Annotated in this window: 17 protein-coding genes and 6 pseudogenes; 11 read left to right on the plus strand and 12 right to left on the minus strand. The window is 67.4% G+C overall.

Annotation, left to right across the window (positions count from 1 at the left end):
• Positions 1-53: 53 nt before the first annotated feature.
• From ACZ68L_RS37470 to ACZ68L_RS37510, 9 genes and pseudogenes are all read left to right on the plus strand, one after another.
• The gene (locus tag ACZ68L_RS37470; protein ID WP_469586708.1) at positions 54-407 is read left to right on the plus strand and encodes a hypothetical protein; all 354 of its coding nucleotides are present in this window, start codon (positions 54-56) and stop codon (positions 405-407) included.
• Positions 408-749: 342 nt separating this feature from the next.
• Positions 750-1,778 carry a tyrosine-type recombinase/integrase gene (locus tag ACZ68L_RS37475; RefSeq protein ID WP_469586758.1) on the plus strand — a complete coding sequence of 343 codons (1,029 nt, stop codon included), beginning with the start codon at positions 750-752 and terminating at the stop codon, positions 1,776-1,778.
• Positions 1,775-2,101 carry a helix-turn-helix domain-containing protein gene (locus ACZ68L_RS37480; protein WP_469586711.1) on the plus strand — a complete coding sequence of 109 codons (327 nt, stop codon included), beginning with the start codon at positions 1,775-1,777 and terminating at the stop codon, positions 2,099-2,101. The genes ACZ68L_RS37475 and ACZ68L_RS37480 overlap by 4 nt, the downstream gene beginning before the upstream one ends.
• Positions 2,102-3,078: 977 nt before the next feature.
• Positions 3,079-4,392: a hypothetical protein gene (locus ACZ68L_RS37485; RefSeq protein WP_469586714.1), complete on the plus strand. Its 1,314-nt coding sequence runs from the start codon at positions 3,079-3,081 to the stop codon at positions 4,390-4,392.
• A 65-nt stretch (positions 4,393-4,457) separates the two neighbouring features.
• The gene (locus ACZ68L_RS37490) at positions 4,458-5,300 is read left to right on the plus strand and encodes a hypothetical protein (RefSeq protein WP_469586716.1); all 843 of its coding nucleotides are present in this window, start codon (positions 4,458-4,460) and stop codon (positions 5,298-5,300) included.
• Between the two features lie 54 nt (positions 5,301-5,354).
• The gene (locus tag ACZ68L_RS37495; protein WP_469586719.1) at positions 5,355-5,915 is read left to right on the plus strand and encodes a hypothetical protein; all 561 of its coding nucleotides are present in this window, start codon (positions 5,355-5,357) and stop codon (positions 5,913-5,915) included.
• A gap of 145 nt (positions 5,916-6,060) precedes the next feature.
• A pseudogene (locus ACZ68L_RS37500) lies at positions 6,061-6,375 on the plus strand (amidohydrolase family protein); the annotation flags it as partial.
• A gap of 164 nt (positions 6,376-6,539) precedes the next feature.
• Positions 6,540-7,617 (plus strand): annotated as a pseudogene (hydA, locus tag ACZ68L_RS37505) (dihydropyrimidinase); the annotation flags it as partial.
• Between the two features lie 102 nt (positions 7,618-7,719).
• A pseudogene (locus ACZ68L_RS37510) lies at positions 7,720-8,766 on the plus strand (transposase); the annotation flags it as partial.
• Between the two features lie 9 nt (positions 8,767-8,775).
• Here the strand turns inward: ACZ68L_RS37510 and ACZ68L_RS37515 are convergent.
• The 6 genes and pseudogenes from ACZ68L_RS37515 to ACZ68L_RS37540 form a co-directional block, all read right to left on the minus strand.
• Positions 8,776-9,480 carry a hypothetical protein gene (locus tag ACZ68L_RS37515; RefSeq protein ID WP_469586722.1) on the minus strand — a complete coding sequence of 235 codons (705 nt, stop codon included), beginning with the start codon at positions 9,478-9,480 and terminating at the stop codon, positions 8,776-8,778.
• Between the two features lie 210 nt (positions 9,481-9,690).
• Complete coding sequence (locus ACZ68L_RS37520; protein ID WP_469586726.1) at positions 9,691-10,182, minus strand: hypothetical protein; 492 nt, start codon at positions 10,180-10,182, stop codon at positions 9,691-9,693.
• Between the two features lie 70 nt (positions 10,183-10,252).
• Positions 10,253-10,672 (minus strand): annotated as a pseudogene (locus ACZ68L_RS37525) (NADAR family protein); the annotation flags it as partial.
• 212 nt (positions 10,673-10,884) lie between these two features.
• Positions 10,885-11,226 carry a hypothetical protein gene (locus tag ACZ68L_RS37530; protein WP_469586729.1) on the minus strand — a complete coding sequence of 114 codons (342 nt, stop codon included), beginning with the start codon at positions 11,224-11,226 and terminating at the stop codon, positions 10,885-10,887.
• Entirely contained in the window at positions 11,223-11,732 is a 510-nt protein-coding gene (locus ACZ68L_RS37535) for a DUF3592 domain-containing protein (RefSeq protein ID WP_469586732.1), read from the minus strand. Before ACZ68L_RS37535 ends, ACZ68L_RS37530 begins: the two co-directional genes overlap by 4 nt.
• Before the next feature lie 576 nt (positions 11,733-12,308).
• Positions 12,309-13,469 (minus strand): annotated as a pseudogene (locus ACZ68L_RS37540) (alpha-amylase family glycosyl hydrolase); the annotation flags it as partial.
• Here ACZ68L_RS37540 and ACZ68L_RS37545 point away from each other — a divergent pair.
• Positions 13,432-14,341: pseudogene (locus ACZ68L_RS37545) on the plus strand (glutamate synthase-related protein); the annotation flags it as partial. The pseudogenes ACZ68L_RS37540 and ACZ68L_RS37545 overlap by 38 nt on opposite strands.
• 689 nt (positions 14,342-15,030) lie before the next feature.
• Here ACZ68L_RS37545 and ACZ68L_RS37550 read toward each other — a convergent pair.
• The 5 genes from ACZ68L_RS37550 to ACZ68L_RS37570 are packed head-to-tail and all read right to left on the minus strand — an operon-like array spanning position 15,031 to position 19,741.
• Positions 15,031-15,873 (minus strand): alkaline phosphatase family protein, encoded by an 843-nt coding sequence (locus tag ACZ68L_RS37550; RefSeq protein ID WP_469586735.1) that lies wholly within the window; start codon positions 15,871-15,873, stop codon positions 15,031-15,033.
• Between the two features lie 7 nt (positions 15,874-15,880).
• Complete coding sequence (locus tag ACZ68L_RS37555) at positions 15,881-16,969, minus strand: ABC transporter ATP-binding protein (RefSeq protein WP_469586739.1); 1,089 nt, start codon at positions 16,967-16,969, stop codon at positions 15,881-15,883.
• Positions 16,966-17,757: an ABC transporter permease family protein gene (locus tag ACZ68L_RS37560; RefSeq protein ID WP_469586742.1), complete on the minus strand. Its 792-nt coding sequence runs from the start codon at positions 17,755-17,757 to the stop codon at positions 16,966-16,968. The genes ACZ68L_RS37555 and ACZ68L_RS37560 overlap by 4 nt, the downstream gene beginning before the upstream one ends.
• Positions 17,742-18,593, minus strand: a complete 852-nt coding sequence (locus ACZ68L_RS37565; protein ID WP_469586745.1) for an ABC transporter permease — start codon at positions 18,591-18,593, stop codon at positions 17,742-17,744. The genes ACZ68L_RS37560 and ACZ68L_RS37565 overlap by 16 nt, the downstream gene beginning before the upstream one ends.
• A complete protein-coding gene (locus tag ACZ68L_RS37570; protein WP_469586747.1) occupies positions 18,593-19,741 on the minus strand; it encodes an ABC transporter substrate-binding protein in 1,149 nt (382 codons plus the stop codon). The genes ACZ68L_RS37565 and ACZ68L_RS37570 overlap by 1 nt, the downstream gene beginning before the upstream one ends.
• Before the next feature lie 170 nt (positions 19,742-19,911).
• Between ACZ68L_RS37570 and ACZ68L_RS37575 the strand changes: the two genes are divergently transcribed.
• Positions 19,912-20,580, plus strand: a complete 669-nt coding sequence (locus tag ACZ68L_RS37575) for an HAD family hydrolase (protein WP_469586750.1) — start codon at positions 19,912-19,914, stop codon at positions 20,578-20,580.
• Here ACZ68L_RS37575 and ACZ68L_RS37580 read toward each other — a convergent pair.
• Positions 20,577-21,284, minus strand: coding sequence for a GntR family transcriptional regulator (locus ACZ68L_RS37580; protein ID WP_469586753.1), 708 nt, complete (start codon positions 21,282-21,284; stop codon positions 20,577-20,579). The two genes, ACZ68L_RS37575 and ACZ68L_RS37580, sit on opposite strands and share 4 nt — an antisense overlap.
• Between the last annotated feature and the right edge of the window lie 208 nt (positions 21,285-21,492).

Raw genomic sequence — 21,492 nt, forward strand, 5'->3', positions numbered from 1 at the left:
CAGTCCGGCGACCACCAAACGGCCGCCACGCCCCCGACGAACAAGGATCCCCGATGCCCGGCTTCCACCCTGACCGAGACGTTCTGGCCAGCCTCCAGCAGGACCCTCAAGCCCGTCACGTACCCGCCTGGATGTGCGTGCAGACCGCCGCCGACGGCACAGTCTCCCTCGCTGGAGCCAGTCGCGTCGACCGCGCGGCGCACCCACTTCGCTACGACAGCGATCGCACCCACCAGCTCATCGTGGGTGAGCTGATCGTCCGCCCTCACTACGTCGTCGGTACGGATTTCCTGCGTGGTCAGGGTCTCGGCGGCCTTGCGACCCAAGGCCCCGACCTCGCACGCTATCTGACAAACGGCGAACTGATCCTCGATCCCTACGGCCGCTTCCCGCTGACGGCAGGCTGAGAGGCGACTCCCCATGAGTCACTCCGCACGGCTCCGCCCGGAGGGCCGGTACCAGTGCACCGCATGCCGCGCAGCCTGGCCCACCGAAGCCAAACAGGATGAATTGCATCGGATGCAACATTGCGCACTGTAGTCAGAGCGCTGTTTGCCCTGGTCGGAGCCGATGAGGCAGAGGCCGCCTCGGCAGATGATCTATCACCTGACCTGCAGGCTAGCAGGTGAAGGCATCAATGATGCATCTGATACAACAGCCTGGTGAGCACGCATGCACCCGGTTCAGCGCACCTCGTCCTGGCCCGCAACGTCATCCATCTCGACCCTGCGCCAGCGGTGTTCGACGCGATGAAGGAGGGCTGGGCGAGGCAGCAGTCAGCACGGTTTCTGCGAGCCACGACGATCGATCCGCGGGTACGGCTCATCGAGCGGCTGGAGGAGTTCACCGGCCTGTACCCGTGGCAGTGGACGCCGGCGGACGGTGAAGCCTTCATCTCCCACCTGCGGGGCGGCAGTACGTCGATCCAGATGTCGACCGCTCGCACCTACGAGGTGACGATCGGGCTGTTCCTGGAGTACCTGCTCGACGTCCGGTACGGCTGGCTTCAGGCCTGCTCGGAGCGGTTTGGTGAGGTGCCCCAGCAGGTCTTCCACGAGGGCAACTCGGTCTTGCACACCGTCGAGTACGAGGGGGACCCGCGGCGCCGGCCGCTGGACTACGACGAGATCCAGGCTCTGTTTGATGCCGCCGACGCCCGGCCCGGCAAGATCCGCGGCCAGGGCCGCAAGGGTGCTCTCTGCGCTCTGCGTGACGCGGCCCTGCTCAAGGCGGTCTACGCCTACGGAACCCGTCGCACGGAATCGTCCCGGCTCGACCTGGTCGACCTGCGTCGTAGTCGCAAGGCGCCCCAGTTCGGCAACTTCGGCAGTGCGATGGTCCGCTTCGGTAAGTCTTCGAAGGGGTCGCCGCCCAAGCGGCGAACGGTGCTGACCGTTCCAGAGATGGACTGGTGCGTCGATGTGCTGGACCAGTGGGTGACGGAGATACGCCCGCAGTTCTCACCTGGACGTCACCCCGCCCTCTGGGTCACCGAGCGGGTTGGGCGGTTGTCGCCCCGATCGATCAACGACGCGTTCGTCGTTGCCCGTGAAGCAGCCGGCCTCGACGAGGACCTCGACCTGCACTGCCTCCGCCACAGCTACATCACCCATTTGACCGAGTTCGGCTACCCTGCACGCTTCGTCCAAGAGCAAGTTGGCCACTCTCACGCCGCCACCACGGCGATCTATATGGGTGTCTCGAATGAGTACCGCAACACGCTGTTGGAGGCTTCCTTGAAGAACCGGCTGGGCGACGACTGGGACGTGACGACATGATCAAGAAGATGGGCTACCAGTGGCAGCTCCGGAAGCTGATGGCCGAGCAGGAGATGTTCCAGACCTCGGACCTGGTGCCGCTGCTGGCCGAGCGCGGGATCGTCCTCTCACGCGAGCAGGTCTACCGGCTGGTGACCCAGCCACCCCAGCGGATGAGCATGGACACCCTCGTCGCGCTCTGCGACATCCTCCAGTGCACGCCCAACGACCTGATCAAACCCGAGGTCGTCAACACCCAGCTCCGCAAGACCGCAGGCGGTGACAGCGATCCGACGCCGATCACACCGCGTCGCGCCGTCGTCCGCCGCCCCGGAAAGCCGTGAACCACAAGCAGAAGGCCCGGCTCGAACTCGCCGACGCCAGGGCCCGCCTCGTCGACCGCATCCGCGAACGCATACCTGTCCTGACCGCGCAGTCCGCCGAGGACATCCTCCAACGCGCGAAGGTATGGGGGCCGGTCCCGGCCAGGGAACTCGACCGGCACTTCGCCGAGCACGCCGACGCGCTCACGGCTCCCTCGCCGCACTGTCCGTACGGCTTGGTCCGACTCTTGCGCCAGCTGGACGCCGATGGCCACGGAGACGCAGTCACCCAGCTGGCCTGCGCGATCTGCGGCATCCCCGGCCGTGATGTCAGCCGCCCCATGCCGCAGGGCCGCTGCTGCACTTGGTGCGTCCACCGGACCACACTGCGGCAATGCGCCCGCTGCGGCCTCGACGGCCTCATCGTGAAGAAGGCGGAAGAGGGGTCGATCTGTCGTCACTGCTACGACCAGGACGAACGTTCCAAGGTCGAGTGCGCCGACTGCGGCCGGCTCAGGCTCCCGAACCTCCGCACCCCCGAAGGCCGGGTCCTTTGCCAGGCATGCGCCCCGCGGCCCGAGCGCCCCTGCGTCCGATGCCAAGCCGTGCGGCCGGTCCATGCGAACACCGAGGACGGGCCGGTCTGCAAGAACTGCTACGAGCCCCCTGCCCGGCTCTGCGGCCGTTGTGGCAGGGTCAGGCCTATCGTGCTTCGGGCCCATGACGGGAAGGCGGATCTCTGCTCAGGCTGCTACCGGGGACCGGTCAGCGACTGTGTCGTCTGCGGCCGCCACCGCCCAGGCCGCCACGTCATCGAGCGGGCAGGCGCCTTCCTCTGCCTGTCCTGCGGACCGCGCCCCCTCAGGAAATGCGGTGGCTGCGGGGAGCACCGGACAGTACATGCCCTCTGGCCACTGGGCCCGGTCTGCAGCCCCTGTTACCGACGGCACCGGCGTGATACGGCACCATGCTCCCGATGCCAACAGCCCCAGGTTCTCGTGGGCCGCGCCGATGACGGTGCTGGCCTCTGCGGACCCTGCTGCGGCACGGACATCACCTTCGCCTGCAACCGCTGCGGCACCGTCGGCGACCTCTACACCGACGGGACCTGCGGCCGTTGCATCGCAGGCGACCGAGTCCGAGACCTGCTCAGCCAGGAGGACGGCTCCCTCGCCCCGGAACTTCAGCCCCTCGCGGACGCGCTCATCGCCGCGGACCACCCGATCTCGGTGATCAACTGGTTGAGGAGACCCAACTCCGGCGCGCGGATCCTTGCCGAGCTCGTGGACCAGAACACAACGATCACCCACGCCTCTCTGGATGTCCTGCCCCAGGACGGAACGACCCGCTACCTCCGTGGGCTTCTGCGGGCCACCGGCGTCCTGCCGGCGCGGGCGGAGAATCTCGCTCGCCTGGAGGTCTGGTTCGCCCAGACAGTGCAGCACCTGCCGCCGCACCGAGCCCGGATCATTCGTCCCTTCGCTGAATGGGGCGTGATCCGTGACGCGCGACGCCGATCAGCCCGGGGCCGCTACACGGTCGGTTCCGCTGGAATCGACCGAGCGGACATCCGTGCTGCCATCGAGTTCCTGACCTGGCTCGAAGACCACCAACTCAAGCTCGACGCCATCGACCAGGCGGTGTTCGACCTCTGGCTGACGACTCGTCCGTCACTCCACAGGCACATCGGCGCCTTCATCCGCTGGGCCACCGCCCGGCGGCTCATCAGCGGCATCACCCTCGTCACCAGGAAGTCCGGCCTGCCTTCCCGGTTCATGGGTGAGCACGAGTATCAAGCACAGCTGAAGCGGTGTCTCAACGACGAGACGATCCCGCTCGAAGTTCGGATCACGGGCGTGCTAGTCGGGCTATACGCTCTCACGATCCCCCGCGCCGCCGAGTTGACATGCGACCGGTTCCACCGCGACGGCGAAAGCTCATACCTCACCATCAGCCGCAACCCCGTCCTCCTCCCACCCAAGTTGGCCCGTCTCATCGAGCGGCAGATCGAGGCACGTCCGGTGGGCCGCTTCATGCTCAAGCCCCCGCAGACGAGCGGCCCGACCTACCTGTTCCCCGGGCACTTCCCCGGCAGGCCGATCAGTGAGAGCCGTCTCCACGGATTGCTGAGGGAACACGACGTCTCAGTGATCACCGCCAGGAACACCGCCATGATCGAAGCCGTGGCAGACATGCCGCCCATCGTGATCAGCGACCTTTTCGGTATCCACCCCGGCACCGCCCACAGTTGGGCCCGACTCGCCCAGAACAGCTGGACCGACTACCTGGCCGCCCGCGAGAAGACCGAATAGCGCAGCCTTCGAACACTGCCTCTTCACCAGTAGCCGCCCGCCGTTCGACATTCGCCTGCCCCGGCGTGCCGCTCGCCCACGGACTGACCCGCGAGCACCGGGTCTTCCCGAAGTCGGGAGACCGGTCCTGCCACAGCTGGGGCTGCGAAGAAACCGATCCAAGCCACTACCACGGTCCCGACCCTTTCTGCGACGACATCAGCTGCAGCCACTGCTGCCACGACTGCGACTGCACAGTGTGCGCCGGCACTCTGCACGCCCCGCAACTCACCGTCCTCGAGGACATCCCCGAGCACGAACTTGCCCAGACCCCCAGACGAAGGAACATCCGCATGAAGGCCGAACTCCAGAAGACGATCGACGGCATCTCGGTCGGTGACCACATCACCGCCACCGGCTCCGACACCCGTGGTCACGAGGTCACCCGCACCGGCTACCTGCTCGCCGAGCCTAAGCTCGTCAACGCGCGACGCAACGGATCGCCGGCCAAGGGACTCCGGCTGTGCGTCGGCGCCAAGGGCACCGACCCCAGCGAGCGCAACACTTGGACCACCCTCTTCCCCGACGCGGGATCCGTGAAGCGCACCCCCGAGCCGGAACCGGGAATGTGGTCCATGACCAAGCTCAGCGACGTCCCCGGGGTGAAGGCCAGCAGCCACAACACCCGCATTCTGTACGGCGGCAAGGGGGGTGCCCGCTCCTCCGGGCCGACTCAGTCCACGCCCGTCGACGTCCTGTACACGGACGAGGGCTTCTACGCCCTGTGGGATCCCGCTACAGACAAGACCTTCGCGGTGATCACGCTCGCCACCAAGATCTGGTGGGCACACGTACCCCAGGAGGAAACCCTGAACGAACCGTCGTCCTCCGGTGAGCCCGAGGACACGGAGCCCACCAGCCCGGCATGAACCGTTGAGGCCGCCACGCCGTTCCCCGTGCTCACGACTTACCTGGAGGAGCCCATGACTGGCACCGACCGCAGTATCCCCATATCCCTCGTGGAGCTGGCTCAGCGAGCGGTCCGCAGCGGCCGCATCGACATGGTCTTCCTCGGCTTCGAAGGTCTTGGAGCCGATTTCCCGGCGCCCATCGGCTGGATCATGCACCTCGACCGGGTAGAGACCACTCTGGCCGCTCAGCTCGGGATCTCCAGCATGGGCAACCACCTCATGGTCACCTCTCAGATCGGCAGCGAGCCCAGGGCGTTCGTTGGCATCGGCCGACCCATGATGGACACCGACGCGATCACCGCCTGGATCGAGCTGCCACGCCCGACCAATACCGGCGAGCCGATTGCCGACCTCGGAGACGCAGAGATGCTGGTCACCGCTGTGCGCAATGGCTGGTCTGTCCAACGCGAGCTAGGGCGGGCGGACCACATGATCATGAGCCGCCACGCTCCGGCTGAGATGTCCGACAGGCTCCCGTTGCGGACGAGCTATCAGTTCCACGCGCTGAACAACTTCTACAAGAGTTTCATTGGCTCGGGTGACCAGGGATGTTCAGTCCTCGTAGGCGTCTGACCTGCAGGGACACGGAGATCTCGAACGGCCGGCGGGGCGGAGTCGCCTATCTGTCCCGCCGGTAGAGCCTCATCGGGGCGCACCGGGCGAGCAAGAACGGTTCAGGAGCGAACGCCGTTGATCCGACGCGAATGGAGCAGAAGCTATGGCACGCACTCTCATCACTGGCGGACTGGTGATCACAGCCTCCGACGAGTTGCACGTCGATGTGCTCGTCGACGGTGGCCGCGTCGTGGCCATGGCCACCCATGACAGTCATGGGTGGACGGCCGACCATGTCATCGACGCTGCCGGGAAGTACGTGATTCCGGGTGGGGTCGATGGCCACACGCATATGGAGATGCCGTTCGGAGGCACGTTTGCTTCCGATACGTTCGAGACCGGTACCCGGGCTGCGGCGTGGGGCGGCACGACAACCGTCATCGACTTTGCGATCCAGTCCAAGGGCGGGTCCCTAAGGGCTGTCCCGTAATCCGTGGTGGATCAGCGAGCGGCGTCAGATGCGGTGCATCGCAAGGCAGAGGAACGTCCGCATACTGGACGTATTCGGACGTTCCGACAAAGCGGCGAGGCGCCGTAGCTGTCGTCGCGCGCCCGCCAGGGATTACGGGACAGCCCTTAGGTGAAGGGCTCGATGCCTGGCATGAAAAGGCGAATGGAAAGTGCGCGATCGACTACGCGTTCCACATGATCATGTCCGATGTGAACGAGTCCTCGCTCAGAGAGATGGACGGGCTCGTCTCGGCCGGCGTCACCTCGTTCAAGCTCTTCACCGCGTACCCGGGGGTCTTCCTGTCCGACGACGGTCAGATTCTTCGAGCCATGCAGCGCGCCGGCTCGAACGGTGGGCTGGTGATGACTCACGCGGAGAATGGTCTCGCGATCGACGTGCTGGTGGAGCAGGCGCTGGCACGCGGTGAGAGGGACCCGCGCTATCACGGTGAAGTTCGTAAGGCACTCCTTGAAGCGGAGGCGACGCATCGGGTGATCAAACTCAGCCAGGTGGCGGGTTCTCCTCTCTACGTGGTGCATGTGTCAGCTCAGGAGGCCGTTGTTGAATTGGCGCGAGCTCGGGATGAGGGGCTTCCCGTGTTCGGTGAGACGTGTCCGCAGTACCTCTTTCTGTCGACCGACAACCTTGCTGAGCCTGAGTTCGAAGGCGCGAAGTACGTCTGCTCCACGCCGCTGCGACCGAAGGAGCATCAGGAGGCGTTGTGGCGTGGGTTGCGGACGAATGATCTGCAGGTGGTGTCCACGGACCATTGTCCGTTCTGCTTCAAGGGGCAGAAGGAGATGGGCCGGGGGGGACTTTTCGAAGATTCCGAATGGCATGCCGGGTGTCGAGAACGGCATGGACCTGCTGCACCAGGCCGTCGTCGACGGGCATATCAGCCGCCGTCGCTGGATCGAGATTGCCTGCGCTGCGCCTGCCCGGATGTTCGGGCTGTATCCGAAGAAAGGCACGATTGCTCCGGGTGCGGACGCCGACATCGTCATCTACGACCCGAATGCCGAGCAGATCATGTCCGCCGAGACGCACCACATGAATGTCGACTACTCGGCCTACGAGGGCAAGCGTGTGGTGGGGCGGGTTGAGACCGTGCTGTCTCGCGGGGTTCCAGTGATCGACAATCGTGCGTATGTGGGGAAGTCTGGACACGGGGCCTACTTGCCGCGGGGTATTTGCCAGTACACGAACTGAAGTCGTAACGGTGCTGTGGTCGAAATCTCGGAGGTACTTTGATGGGACTTCAGGGCATCGGCCGGGGGTGGGGTGCGAACGCGCTTGATGGGCCACTGCCTGCTGCCCGGCCGGCCCTACTCCTTCGTCGCCGCCCTGGAGTCCGGCCGCACTTCCTGGGTCGCTTTGCTGGACGCGGTCCGCCTGGGCCCGACCGGCGACGCGACCACCGTCACTGCCGCCCAACTCTGCGAATTCATCGAGCGGTTGACGAACGCAGGCCACTGGGAGCCGGGCGATCCGGACATCGTGATCGTGATGGACTCCGGTTACGACGTCGCCTACCTGACCCACGCTCTCGCCGACCTTCCCGTCGTGCTGGTCGGACGCCTGCGCTCGGACCGCGTCATGCTCCGCGACCCCGGCCCCGCCCGGTCGGGCCCCCGGGGCGGGCGTCCCCGCCGGCATGGCGGCGTCCTCACGTTCAAGAAGCCCGACAGCTGGCACGAGCCCGACGTCACGACCGCCACGGACGCCACCCGCTACGGCGCGGCCACCGCGACGGCCTGGGACCGGACGCACCCCCGGCTCATCCACCGCGGCCCCTGGCTGGACCACGCCAAGGAAGAACTCCCCATCCTGCACGGCACGTTGATCCGCCTCCAGTTCGAGCGCCTGCCCGGCGACCGCGACTCGAAACCGGTCTGGCCGTGGCGCTCGGCCACCGCCGCCGCACCGGCGGCCGTGGATCGCTGGTGGCACTCCTTCCTCCGCCGCTTCGACCTGGAGCACACCTTCCGGCTGATGAAACAGACCCTCGGCTGGACCTGCCCGAAGATCCGCCACGCGGACACCGCCGACCTGTGGACCTGGCTGATCACCGCCGCCCACACGCAGCTCCGTCTCGCCCGGCCCCTGGCCGAGGACCTGCGCCGCCCCTGGGAACGGCCTGCCGCACCGCGCCGGCTCACCCCCGCCCGGGTCCGCCGGGGGTTTCGCAACGTCCGCGCGACGGCAGCAGCCCGTCCGGCGGCCGCACCAAAACCGTCCCGGCCAGGCCCCGGACGGCCACCCGGCTCGAGGAACAAACAGCCAACCAGGCACCACGACGTCGGCAAGACCGTCAAACGCGCCGAATCGATCAAAGAACACCAAGCCCGCCGAGGTTGAACGCCAAGCTCAGCTCCAGTCGAAAGTCAGGAGCGCAAGCCGGTCGACGGGCTCGAAGAACAGCAGAATCGAGTCGGCGCCGCTACGTCGGTAGTGCCAGCCCGGCACCGACGCCACGAATCGGAACGGGTTCCCGGCCGGACTTACCGGCCACGCGATCTGGTCGTCGTGCTCGACGTGGAACAGATCGGGCTGGACCCAATTGCCATTCGCATCCGCCTCGCCGCCAAGCTGCTCCAGCAATGCCACCGCATCAGCCCCGTCGTACTGCGGGGACCCGTCCTCGCCTCGCATGAGCAGGACACCTTCACGGCGGAAGGCATCCCGGTGCGCCAGGTAGCTGCGCCTCTCGGACTCGCAGTGCTCGTCGAGCCGCGTACGGAACCCAGGCCAGGGGTCGGGCAGCTCCTCGGGGGTCGTCGCACGCGCAAAGTAGTGCAGGTCGCCGAGCAGGCGGTAGCGGTCGTCCTCCATCGAGAACCCGAGCCAGTTGGGTTTCTGCAGGGGCGAGTGGAAGGCCTCGGTGTGGTCGCCGAGGTAGCCCTCAGCCGGTTCCAGCGGGCTGACCAGGTGGATCCACCCATGCCAGGCCGAGTCCACCCCGGCGAGATCGATCGAGATCAACGGGTTCAGGTGCTCCGCCAGTTCGACCTGGTCGACGACGAACACCTCCGCAGGCTCGGGATAGACCCGCAACTCCGTCCCGGCTGTCATGACATCTTCCTGCATCGTGAGCCTCCACCGTTTTCCCCCGGCGATCGGCCGAGGCTGCCAGGCACATGTAGATCGATCGAGGGACAGTTAACCCTCCCCATAGGACACTCGCTGTCCTGTCCGATTCGAGTTGGCAGCTGGTGGGGTGCTGACCTGTGAGGTTGCCAGGTGGTTTGAGAAGCGTGCGTATCCAATGAGGGTGCTGGTTGATCAGGCTGCGAGGCTGAGGGTGGTGCGGTATCGGGCCTGGTGGTTGCGGGTGAACTCCTGTTTTTCGTGCCAGGCCCAGTAGGTGTCGAAGTCGCCGTTGGCGCGCAGGGCACGGAGTTTCAGCACGGCCTCGGCTCCGGCCAGGCCCCAGCGGGCTCCGGTGATGTCGAGACGGTCTTTGACCAGGTGGCGACATGCTCCCTCGATGATGCCCGTCGCGATCTGCCGGCCGGCGGCCAGGGCGGTGTCGTAGCGGAGGTATTCGGCCTTGTTGGTGAGGTAGGCCACGGCGTCGTCGATGCCCTTGTGGTGGCCGAGGGTGATCCCTGCCTGTTCGGCGGCCGCGCGGATCGCGGCGGCGGCCTTGCCGCAGTCTCCGGCCAGGACGGTGTGGGCGGTGCGGGCGACCCAGGCCTCGATGGTCTTGTCGCCGCTCTCGTGCAGGCCGTGGCGGGCACCCCACAAGTACTCCAGGACTCCTCGGCGCGGCATGAGCGATTACTTCACAGGGCGCTATCCGGAGTGACCGTGGCTTCCTTGTGCTTTCGGCGCGGAGTTGATTGCGCGTGCGCATCAGGATCCGGCCGAGCATGTTCTTGCCGGTACCGGCCCTGCCGCGGCCCCAGTAGTGGTCGGTGGTGGTGTCCTCGACGATCTCTTCGTCGGCGGTGGACAACAGGATGTCGCGGATGTCTGGGTGTGCTCGGAACTTGGTCGCCACGGCACGACGCATCACGTCACCTTTGACACGGTCCCAGTCCCGCCGCAACGGTTTGGACGGGTCACGACCCAACTCGGCGGCACGCAAGGGCGTGCGGACCCGACGGATGAGATCGGCATGGCGGGTGCCAATGAACTTCTGGGCCTGGAAGTAGTGCTCCGAGGCCGGCCACAAGTGCCCGTCGAGATCCAGGCTGTGCGCAGAGAAGTTGGAGAAGCAGCCGTAGGGGACTTCGTCGGCGCCGTAGAAGCAGATCGTCATCCGAGCCTCGTGGCAGTTGCGGGAACCCGCACGGTCTCAGGCGCTGGGCTGCGGTCGCAACCGGTTCTACCACCCTTCAGGCCTCCGGCCGCCGGGTCCTCACACATGCTCTTCGCTCCCCACCCTCCCCACTCATTTCAAGATCCAACGATGTGAAGGGACGAGCAGCACTGGCCGAATCCAAAGATCCTCATTAACGCGGGACACGGAAGTCAGAGCGATTCGATCCAGGACGCGAAGTCCGTGGACTCGACGCCGAAGTCCGCGGGATCCAGATCGCCCAGGTCGGAGGAGAACACGGCGGAGACCGGATCGTCGGCACGCAGGAGGAACCCGCGGCCACCGCTGTCGTCGCCGATGAGGATGAAACCCGGTGCGTACTGCCCGACTTCGTAAGTGGTGTTGCGTTCGCCGATGCACCCGGCCGAGTACACGGCCACGCCGGCTTCAGTGAGCAGACCGTCCCTCACGTTCCACAGTGCCAGCAGCGGAGTGGGAAGGCTCAGCGAAATCTCGAACCGGGCTCGCGCCACATCGGCCGCCGTCGCGCTCATGCCCGCCTCATCCGGGCTCGCACCCGCAGGTACCAGACGAGAGCCGCGATCCCGGCGAGCAGCATGACCACCGAAGCCGCCAGAGCGAAGACGTCCACCGCGTTCCGGACGAGGGTGTTCCAAAAGCCGATGCTCGACGGAAGGGCGACGAGCCCGGTGTCATGCGGGTCGTACACGACGGTGACGGTCCGGCCTTTCTCAAGGTCGCTCGTCACATAGGCCAGCTGCGCTTCGACGGTTCGCCCGTCGGATGCCGCGAAGCGCACCCGGCAGTGGGCGTTGGCGGAGGTGGAACCGTCATCGTTGGTGCCCACCGACACGCACTCCGTGACGACTCCCCGGACGTGTACACCGCGACCGTTGAGGACCGATTCCACGTGAGTGTCATGCGGTATGAAGTACGCCACAGCCAGGACCAACAACAGCAGCCCGCACCCGAGCATGCCCATGGCCGCACGCCCCAGGGCCCGGTGGTAACTGCGCACGAATTCCGGTGTCTCGTCCATGCATCCTCTTTCCTCCCCGCGCCGGCCTGCCGGCCCGAGACCAGTTCAACACATGCCCTCCACCGCCTCGCCGCGGCTCAAAGCACTGCTCCCTCGCGATCGACGCCCTCTTCGCCCTCACCGACACACGATCATCACCGTCCGTGGTCTCGTCCGGCGAGCCCGGACCACCCACGGCTCGGACGCCCACCCCAAACCGCCGCCCGCGAACCCACCCCATCCACGCGCCCCCCGAAGCCGAACACGTGGCCGTCAACGTCAATCGAGGCGGGGCAGGAAGGACGGGCCGTCGGGCTCGGCCCGATCCACCCAGGCCTGGACTTCCGTGACGGCCGGTGCGGGACGAGCGGTTGTTGCGGTGGAGGTCTGCGCGACCGGGCGCAGCGTTCCTGGCGGCTGCCTGACGCGCGCCCGGCGGGGTGGTAGCAGGTTGTCCAGCACGGCTGGTGCGATCCGTCCCGGCCCGGAGCCGGGCAGTGTGGCGGCACCTTGAATGTGCCCTCGGATGAGGCCAGGGTCTGTCCGGCCGGCGGGGAGTGGGACCGGACAGGCCCTGGGATTCGGGGGTGTGGCTCGCTACACCGCGAGCCAGGCAGCCTGGTCCGGGGCCAGTCGGCCGTCCTCGACGGGGCTGCTGGCCAGCAGGACCAACGTGTGTTCGTGCAACTGGTACGGCTCGGTGGACAGGTTGACCACGCAGACGAAGCCGGGTTCGCGGCGGAAGGCGAGGACTCCGGCCGGGGCGTCGTCCAGCCAGGTCAAGTTGCCGTCGCCGAGCGCGGGGTGCTCGCGGCGCACACGGAGGGCGGCGCGGTAGAGCTCCAGCATCGAGGTCTCGTCGCCGGTCTGGGCCTCCACCGTGCGCGGCGCCCAGTCCGCGGATTGTGGCAGCCAGGGCGCGGTGGTGGCACCCTCAGAGCCCTCAGGGCTGAAGCCGTACGGTGTGGTCCGCCCTGACCAGGGGATCGGGACCCGGGAGCCGTCGCGGCCTCGGTCGGTGTGTCCGGAGCGCTCCCAGACGGGGTCCTGGAGGACGGACTCGGGCAGGTCCTCGACCTCGGGCAGGCCGAGTTCCTCGCCCTGGTAGACGTAGGCGCCGCCGGGGAGGGCGAGCGTGAGCAGGGCTGCGGCGCGGGCGCGTCGAGTGCCCAGTTCGAAGTCCGCGGGGCCCGCGGGGACGTAGGACTCGTTGGCCACCCACTTCTTCGCGGCCTTACGGCCGTAGCGGCTGGCGTGGCGCATGACGTCGTGGTTGGACATGACCCAGGTGGCCGGGGCGCCGACCGTGCCGAGCATCGCGAAGGTGTCGTCGATGACGGCGCGCAGGTCCTTCGCGTCCCAGTCGGTCATGAGGAAGTCGAAGTTGAAGGCGGTGTGCAGACCGTCGGAGCGGAGGTAGGCGGCGAGCCGCTCGGGGGTGTCCGTCCACGCCTCGGCGACGAAGGCACGGTCGCCGGGGTACTCGTCGGCCACCCTGCGCCAGGCGCGGTAGATGTCGTGGACCTCGTCGCGGTCCCAGAAGGGGTGAGCGGCCTGCATGTTCGCCAGGTCGGGCAGCTCCGGGTCCTTGACGAGGCCGTGCGCCACATCGATGCGGAAGCCGTCCACACCGCGCTCGAACCAGAACCGCAGGACGGACTCGAACTCCGCGTGCACATCCGGGTGCTGCCAGTTGAGGTCCGGCTGCTGGGGCGCGAACAGATGCAGGTACCACTCACCGTCGTCCACCCGGGTCCAGCCCGCGGTGAGCTTCGGATCGCTGTCCGGCGCGGCCATCACGGCGCTCAACAAGGGCGCGGCGCTGGCTGGCACGATGCAGAACACGGGCGAGGGCGGCCTCTCGCAGTACCACCGAAACGGCGGTGACCTCGTTCTCCAGATCGGGACGTCGTACTTCGGTTGCCGCAACGAGGACGGCACCTTCAACCTCGACAAGCTCAAGGACGTGGTCGCCGGCGCCCCGGTCAAGGCGATAGAGATCAAGCTCTCCCAGGGCGCCAAGCCGGGGCTCGGTGGGATGCTGCCGGGCGCGAAGGTGACCCCCGAGATCGCCAAGATCCGCGGCATCCCGGCCGGCAAGGACTGCGCCTCCCCCTCTCGGCACACCGCGTTCCACGACGTCGACTCGATGCTCGACGACCGACGACCTCACCTTCATCGGCTCCGGCAAGCTCGGCCTGCCCGAGAACGCCGCCGTCGCCTTCGCCCTGGGTGTCGACATGATCAACGTCGCCCGCGAGGCAATGCTGTCCATCGGCTGCATCCAGGCGCAGAAATGCCACACCGACAAGTGCCCGACCGGCATCGCCACCCAGAACCCGTGGCTGGCCCGCGGCCTCGATCCGACCTCGAAGGCCACCCGGGCCGCTGTCTACCTGCGCACCCTGCGTAAGGAGCTGCTAAAGGTCTCGGAAGCTGTCGGCGTCGCCCACCCGGCACTCATCACCACCACCGACATCGAGATCATGAACGGCGACTACGACGCCCGCACCCTGGCGAGCGTCTACGGCTACAAGGACGGCTGGGGCGAACTCGGCCCGGAGCTCGCCCAGGAGATCACCGCACTGCTCACCACCAAACCGACTCCTCTCCAGAAGCCGGCCGGCTGACGCGGGACAGTGACCTGGACCTCCGCCACGACGATGCCGGTCACCGGGTCACGGTGCACCGAGACGTACAGGCCCCAGTCGGCGCCACCAGCCGTGAGCCAGCCTCCAGGCCACGGGGCAGGGGTGGTCGACAGCTCGCGCCCAGCGAGCGGGCCGCCCAGGAGTCGGACGATCGCGGCGGTACCTCCCTCTGACGGGGCTCTCCCGCCTCACCCATTGGCGTGGGCTCAGCCGCAGGAGGACAGCCGCGGCCGGAGGGCAGCCCGTCGATGTCCCGTCCGGCCGCTCCTTACCTCTGTCCCATGAGACCTTGTGCGGTTCGACGTTCGTCCCGGGGCATATTGCCGCTCGCCGTGTGCGAGCGGGTCCGCTGCCCCGGAGCATCTTGCCTCTCACTGCGATTCATCCCGTCCTGCTTTCCCTCTCCGGGGTTTGCGTGCTGATTCATTGCCGGGCTGGAAGGGGGTGTGACTCTCTCGTGATCAAGGGGTCGCCCTACAGTAATGCCGCAATCACAACTGCCAGCGCCGCAACCGCACTCGACCATTCTGCCATCGTTGCGTGAGACCTCCAGCTCACCGAGGCGAAGTCCAGGCCACCACCCGCCACTTACAAACGATCAGGCATCCCCGCGGGCGCGCGAACGTGCGGTGATGCTCCAAGCTTTCCGGGCGCTCGGCGCTGACCGCTTACTGGAGTTCCCGTTCCGCGAGGATCAGGTCGAGCAGTTCGTGTGGGGCAACCTCGTCCGGCCATGCGCTCAGGGGCAGGGTTGGAGACCAGCGCAGGATGAACGAGGTGCGCTCCTCGGGGGTGTCGCCGCCGTGGCCTCCTTCGTCGCGGTGGCCGTGGTCGGCTACGACCACGGTGAGCCAGCGTTCCCCGTGCTCGTTCGCGCGGGCGTGTACGGCGTGGGTGAGCCTGGCCACGTGACGGTCGACGCGGCCGAGCGCCGCTTGGTATTCCTCGGTCAGTGCGCCGTAGATGTGACCGGCGTCGTCCACGTCGCAGAAGTAGACGAACGAGACGTCCGGCGCGTGCGGGGACGCGATCGCTGCCCTCGCGAAGTCGGCGACTTCGGCGTCGATCCGGATGTAGCCGTGCACCTCGCCGTCACGGGCGACGACGGTATGTAGTTCGGCTTTCTGCTGTTCCGTGCGCTGGTGGATGACCGGGCCCAGGCCGTCCGGGGAGACCAGCGGGGGCCATCCGGCCGCTGCGAACGTCCGGGTGTTCTGATCCTGGTAGTAGGCCCGCGCCAGCAGGTCGGGGTGGTGGTGGAGCCGGTGGCCGATGAAGGTGTTGTCCTGGACGCCGTGTTGGGAGTGGGTGGTCCCGGTGAGGATCGAGGACCAGCCCGGTCCGGAGATGGTCGGCACCTCCATGGTCATGGGCATCAGGTGTCCTTCGCCTGCCATGGCGCGGAGCGTGGGAGCGGCAGGTGAGTCGGCGCACAGGTCCCAGCGGAGTCCGTCGATGCCGATCAGGAGGATGCGGGTTCGGGCGGGGGACGATGTCGATTGGGTGGGCATGGGTGGTTCAGCTTTCGACGATGGTGTGGGTGCGGGTGACGCCGAGGGCCACGGGGGTGCCCACGGGGTAGGAGCGGGCCGTCGGCGTGGCCAGGTCGACCCGGAGGTCATGGGCGCCCTGGCGTACGACGAGCGAGCTGAGGGGCCCGCGCAGGATGTGCTCGACGACGACTCCTGTGGTAGCCCCGGCGCCGGCGGGCTTCACGGAGATGTCCTCGGGGCGGATCAGGGCGGTTGCCTGGGCCGAGGTGACGGGTTCGCGGTTGGCGATCTGGAGGCCGGCTCCGAGCACGGTGATCCGGCCGTTCTTCACCAGCCCCTGGATGCGGTTGACGACGCCGACGAACTGCGCGACGAACGGTGTCTCGGGTTCGTTGTAGAGGGTTTCGGAGGTGGCCAGCTGTTCGATGCGCCCGTCGAGCATGACTCCCACCCGGTCGGCCATGGTGAGCGCCTCTTCCTGATCGTGGGTGACCATCAGCGTGGTGATTCCCTCCTGGCGCTGGATCCGGCGGATCTCGTCCCTCAGGCGCCCGCGGACGCTCGCGTCGAGGGCGCTGAGGGGCTCGTCGAGCAGGAGCAGCTGGGGCTGGATCGCGAGGGCGCGGGCCAGGGCGACACGCTGTTGCTGCCCGCCGGAGAGCTGGTGGGGAAACTTGGCGCCGTGCTCGGCGAGCCCGACCAACTCAAGGAGCTCCTCGGCCCGTTGTGCGCGCCCGCGGCGGTCCATACGTCGGATGCGCAGCCCGTAGGCGACGTTCTCGTGGGCGGAGAGGTGGGGGAAGAGTGAGTAGTTCTGGAAGACGACGCCGATGTTGCGTGAGCGCGAAGGTGCCGTGGTCACGTCACTGCCGGCGATGGTGACGCGTCCGGCATCTGGCCGCTCCAGCCCGGCCAGGATCCGCAGGGTGGTGGTCTTGCCGCAGCCCGAGGGGCCGAGCAGTGCCACCATCTCGCCCTGGACGAGGCCCAGGTTCAGGTCGTCGAGCACGGTCCGGCCGGCGTAGGCCTTGCGGACCCCGGCCAGCGAGACGTGCCCCGGACGGGCTTCGGTGCTCGCCGAGCGGGCCGCACCGAGGGCATCGAGTGAACTCATGTTTCGGTTCGTTTCTGTCGTTGGGCGAGCCACGAGATGCCCGACAGGAGCAGCCACGTGAGCATCATGGTCAGGAAGGACAGGGCGGCGGCGCCCCGCGGAGAGGCGGCGCCCGCCTGCACGGTGTAGACGGGGAGCGTGAAGTGCAGCAGGAGGGAGGCCACGGCGAATTCACTGAGCACGAGCGCGATGCACATGAGCGACGCGGACAGCAGCGCGGTGCGCATGAGGGGCAGCACGACGCGTACCAGCGTGCGGAGGCTTCCTGCGCCCAGCGAGCTGCTCGCCGCCCAGAGGGTGGGCAGATTGCCCGAGCGCATCTGGGCGTCGAGGGCGCGGTACGCCAGCGGCAGGCACAGCACCACGTAGAACGGCACCAGCGAGAGCGGCGAGACCAGGAATCCGGGCATCGTGGCTCGGAAGAACAGCCCGGCCCCGGAGACCAGCGTCACGGAGGGCACCACCAGCGGGAGCAGTGAGAGCGACTCCGCCAGGTGACGCAGTTTGGCCGATCCGTGCAGATGGAGGACCAGCAGCGTCGGCAGCAGCAGCCCGAGCGTCGCGAGGGTGGACAGGACGGCGAGTATCGCCGTCGTGCTCAGCGCCTCGACGGCGCCCGCTGCGGTGAAGATGGCGGCGAGATTGTCGAGCGTCACGCCGGACTTGCCCGGAACCGTGAACCCGAAGACTGCGGCTCCGGCCACGGGCACGAGGAATCCGATGAGGGCGACGACCAGAATTGTGGTGCGCAGCGCGCTCCGGCCGCGGGACGTCAGTGGCTCAGCCATGCTCGGCTCCTTCGCTCGAGAAGCGCCCGCGCGCTCATCGCGACCACGATGACGAGCATCATGACCGTGGCGAGGGCGGCTGCGAACGAGTCGTCGATCATCACGTTCCCGGCGATGAAGAACCCGATGAGCAGCGGTACGAGATTCAGGCTGCCGCCGGCCAGGGCGTACGCGGTGGCGTACGACGAGAACGCGTTGGCGAAGAGCAGCAGCAGGGCCCCGCCGAGCGAGGGGGCGAGCACGGGCAGGGCGATGTCCTTCGCATACCTCCATCCGGTGGCGCCAAGGGTGGTCGCGGCCTCGTGCCATTCGCGCCGCAGGCCCGCGAGCGCGGGCAGCATCAGCACAGCCATGAGCGGAATCTGGAAGTACAGGTAGACCAGTGCGACGGCCAGGAACGAGTCAAGGCGGATTCCCTGGAACAGACCGGGCAGCAGCCAGGTCAGGAGACCCTGCCCGCCGATCGTGGCGATGAAGGAGAACGCCAGCGGCACGCCGCCGGACTGCGAGGCCATGGCCGCATAGGACATGACCAGGTTCTTCAGCCACCGCGGACGGTCCGCCCCGACCAGCGCCCAGGCCAGGACCAGGCCTGCCGCGCCGCCGACGACAGCCGTCAGCACGGACAGGTTCGTGGTCAGGACGAAAGCGTCGAAGTACTGGGGCTCGAAGACCCGGGCCACTGACTCGGTCGACCACGCCCCGGAGACGTTGAATGCCTGGAGCACATTCGCCCCGACCGGCAGGGCCAGGAACACCATGAGGAATACGAAATAGGGCAGGGTGCCCACGACCGGGCGCCGCAGCCTGAGGGCTGCGGCCTTCGTACCCGCCATCAGGCTCGAACCTTCGCAGCCCAGGTGTCGGTCACGAGCTTGGCGGCCTTCTGGCCCTGCTCGATGGTCGGGAACGACACCTTGCGGAGGATCTCCGGCGACGGAAGGCCGGCCAGCGCTTCCTTGGACAGCTTGCCGGCCTGCGCCAGCTCGGTGAACCGCGCGGGCACCGCGCCACCGAGGGCGAACTGCTCGGAGCCCTCGTCGCTCGTGAGCCAATCGATCCACAGGCGCGCCGCGTTCGGCTGCGGCGAGGCCTTCGTGACGGGCTGCGCGTAGTACGTGCCGAAAACGCCGTCGGCCGGGACGAAGAATTCGAGGTCCACGCCGCTGCGCTTCATCTCGGCGCTCATGCCCGTGAAGTTGTAGTTCCAGTCGAAGACGACGGCCGCCTGTCCGGAGGCGAGCCCGGTGGACGTCTCGGAGATGATCACGAGGTTGCCACGCTTGGCGAGGTCCGCGAAGTATTCGATTCCGGGCGTGATGTCATCCGCCGAACCGCCGTAGGCAATGGCGGCGGCGAATACCGCGGCGATGGAGCCGGCGCCGGTCCGCGGGTCGCCCGGGAGCGCCACCTTGCCCTTGTACTCGGGGCGCTTGAGATCCTCGAAACTCGCCGGGCGCCGGGTGGTCTTGGTGTTGACGCCGATCGAGACCACCCCGTAGTAGGCGCCGACCCACAGGCCGTTCGGGCCCTTGAGACCGGCCGGGATCTTGTCGAAGTTGCTCGGCTTGTAAGCCTCGATCAGTCCCTGGTCGGTCGCGGGCTTCGTGAAGGAGTAGCCGATGTCGATCGTGTCCGGCTGGGAAGCCTGTCCGAGAAGGGTCTTGACGGCCTTGATCTCTTCCGCAGAAGAAGCGTCCGGCGACGCGACAGGGGTCGCGATGCCGTACTTGGCGTGGAACTTCTCCAGATGTCCCTTGTAGTTCGCCCACGTGTCCGGCAGGGCGATGAGCTGGACCTTGCCCTCCTTCTTCGCGAGTTCGGTGATTTCGGCCAAGGACGTTCCGACAGTCTTCCGCGAACCGGCGGACGAGCCGCTGGAGCACCCGGCAAGCGTTGATCCGATGGCGGCCGCCCCCAGGCCGAGTGCGGACAGGCGCAGCAGACTGCGGCGGGAGGGGCTGAACTCGGACAGCTTGGACATGGTGACGCCGTTCTCTCGGACGGAAGGTGAGCTGATCGCCCGCCGCCATGCTGTTCGCCGACCGTGACCAGTGGCCGTTGTCAAGGCGAACAGCCGGCAAACTTTGGTCTAGACCGAAAAGTGTTATGCTCGCTCGCGCTACCGCCAGGCCTCAGAGGCGAAGGAGCCCCATGCCAGCCCCCACCATCGACCTCGACGCCGCCCTCGCCGTGCTCCGCGGGGCGCACGGTGTGCTGTTCGACTTCAACGGCACGCTCTCCCTCGATGAGGACCTTGTCGGGCTGCTGTATGCGGACGCGGCCAGGGAGCTGTGCGGCATCGAGTTGGGATGGGACGAGTACGAGCGTCGCTTCGTAGGCATCAGCGACCTCGAGATCTGCGCCGCGCTCTCGCGCGGCGACGCGCGCCTTGCCGACCGGATCCTCGACCACATGTGTGCGGCCTACGCGCGCGAAGTGTCCGAACGGCCGCGCATCCCTGCCGAGCACGTCCGACTCGTTGAGGCCCTGACACTGGCGGGCGTCGAGGTAGCCGTGGTCACCGGGACCATGCGGCGGCTTCTCGAACCGGCCCTCGCCTCGACTGGCCTGGACCGCGTCATCAAGGCCACGGTGTGCTGCGAGGACGTCTCCGTCGGAAAGCCGAGCCCGGAAGGCTTCCTGCGCGGAGCCGCCCTTCTGGGCGTGTCCCCTGAGCGCACCGTCGTCTTCGAGGACTCCCGTGCAGGAATCGGCGCCGCACACGCCGCAGGCATGGCGTGCATCCTCGTCGGACCGCTCGCGCACAACGCGCCCGAGGCCACCTACCCCGTCGGCGAGCTCGCAGCGCTCGCCCGTTAGAGCCCCGGCCCAGTCCCGGTGGTCACGCGCACGCGCAGGGCATCCGTCCGATAGACGTCGTGCGAGTACTCGACCGCCCGGCCGTCCGACCGGTAGGAGGTACGCACCACCCGCAGCACTGGATTACGGGCACCCACGCCCAGCAGCTCCCGCTCCTCGGCCGAGGTGACAGCCGGCAACAGGTCCTCGACTTTCCGGACCGGCGCAGAACCGCTCTCTGCCAGAACCGCATACACCGAACCCGTGATCCGCGAAAGAGGGAACCCCGGCAGGAGCACCCCCGGATACCACGAATCCTCGATCGAGACCGCCTCGTCATCCGCGAACCGAAGCCGCCGCAGATGATGCACCTCGTCCCCGACCGCCACCCCGAGCGCGGCCGCCACCTCGGGCGACGCCTGCAGACTCTCCGCGTCAAGGACTCTCGACACGACCTCGACCCCCTCCACGGCAAGCTGCTGGAGCACCCCCACCATGGAGGCGAGTTCAAGTATCGGGGCCCCGCCGGAGACGAAGGTCCCCCCAGCACGGCCGGGGCGTCGCTTCACAAGACCCCGGTACTGCAGCGACTCCACCGCTTGGCGCAGCGTCATCCGACTGACACCCAAATCCGCAGCCAGCTCACGCTCTGCCGGAAGCCTCGCTCCTGACGCGTACTGTCCCGACACGATCCGAGCACGGAGGATGTCCTCGATCCGCTGCACTGAAGAATTCGAGGTCACAGCCGCACTTTACCCGGCAACGTGCACGGGCCTATCACGGACCTCTCGTCGCATTCCCGTCCGCTTTGACAGTGGAGCGGGTCTGTACGGTCAATGGCTCTGTCTCACATTCGGTGGTGACTCTGCGTGGTGCAGGGTCGTTGATATCGATGTGATGGATGTCAACCAGCTTGTGCAGATGGTCTTTTCG

It is taken from the genome of Streptomyces sp. NPDC104309, from assembly GCF_055584025.1.

Excerpts from the sequence above, each read along its gene's own strand:
- ACZ68L_RS37495 (WP_469586719.1), top strand. The coding sequence starts at position 5,355 with ATGACTGGCACCGACCGCAGTATCCCCATATCCCTCGTGGAGCTGGCT.
- ACZ68L_RS37565 (WP_469586745.1), bottom strand. The coding sequence starts at position 18,593 with ATGGCGGGTACGAAGGCCGCAGCCCTCAGGCTGCGGCGCCCGGTCGTG.
- ACZ68L_RS37520 (WP_469586726.1), bottom strand. The coding sequence starts at position 10,182 with ATGCCGCGCCGAGGAGTCCTGGAGTACTTGTGGGGTGCCCGCCACGGC.
- ACZ68L_RS37575 (WP_469586750.1), top strand. The coding sequence starts at position 19,912 with ATGCCAGCCCCCACCATCGACCTCGACGCCGCCCTCGCCGTGCTCCGC.
- ACZ68L_RS37515 (WP_469586722.1), bottom strand. The coding sequence starts at position 9,480 with ATGACAGCCGGGACGGAGTTGCGGGTCTATCCCGAGCCTGCGGAGGTG.
- ACZ68L_RS37475 (WP_469586758.1), top strand. The coding sequence starts at position 750 with ATGAAGGAGGGCTGGGCGAGGCAGCAGTCAGCACGGTTTCTGCGAGCC.
- ACZ68L_RS37560 (WP_469586742.1), bottom strand. The coding sequence starts at position 17,757 with ATGGCTGAGCCACTGACGTCCCGCGGCCGGAGCGCGCTGCGCACCACA.
- ACZ68L_RS37470 (WP_469586708.1), top strand. The coding sequence starts at position 54 with ATGCCCGGCTTCCACCCTGACCGAGACGTTCTGGCCAGCCTCCAGCAG.
- ACZ68L_RS37530 (WP_469586729.1), bottom strand. The coding sequence starts at position 11,226 with ATGAGCGCGACGGCGGCCGATGTGGCGCGAGCCCGGTTCGAGATTTCG.
- ACZ68L_RS37535 (WP_469586732.1), bottom strand. The coding sequence starts at position 11,732 with ATGGACGAGACACCGGAATTCGTGCGCAGTTACCACCGGGCCCTGGGG.
- ACZ68L_RS37550 (WP_469586735.1), bottom strand. The coding sequence starts at position 15,873 with ATGCCCACCCAATCGACATCGTCCCCCGCCCGAACCCGCATCCTCCTG.
- ACZ68L_RS37555 (WP_469586739.1), bottom strand. The coding sequence starts at position 16,969 with ATGAGTTCACTCGATGCCCTCGGTGCGGCCCGCTCGGCGAGCACCGAA.
- ACZ68L_RS37570 (WP_469586747.1), bottom strand. The coding sequence starts at position 19,741 with ATGTCCAAGCTGTCCGAGTTCAGCCCCTCCCGCCGCAGTCTGCTGCGC.
- ACZ68L_RS37480 (WP_469586711.1), top strand. The coding sequence starts at position 1,775 with ATGATCAAGAAGATGGGCTACCAGTGGCAGCTCCGGAAGCTGATGGCC.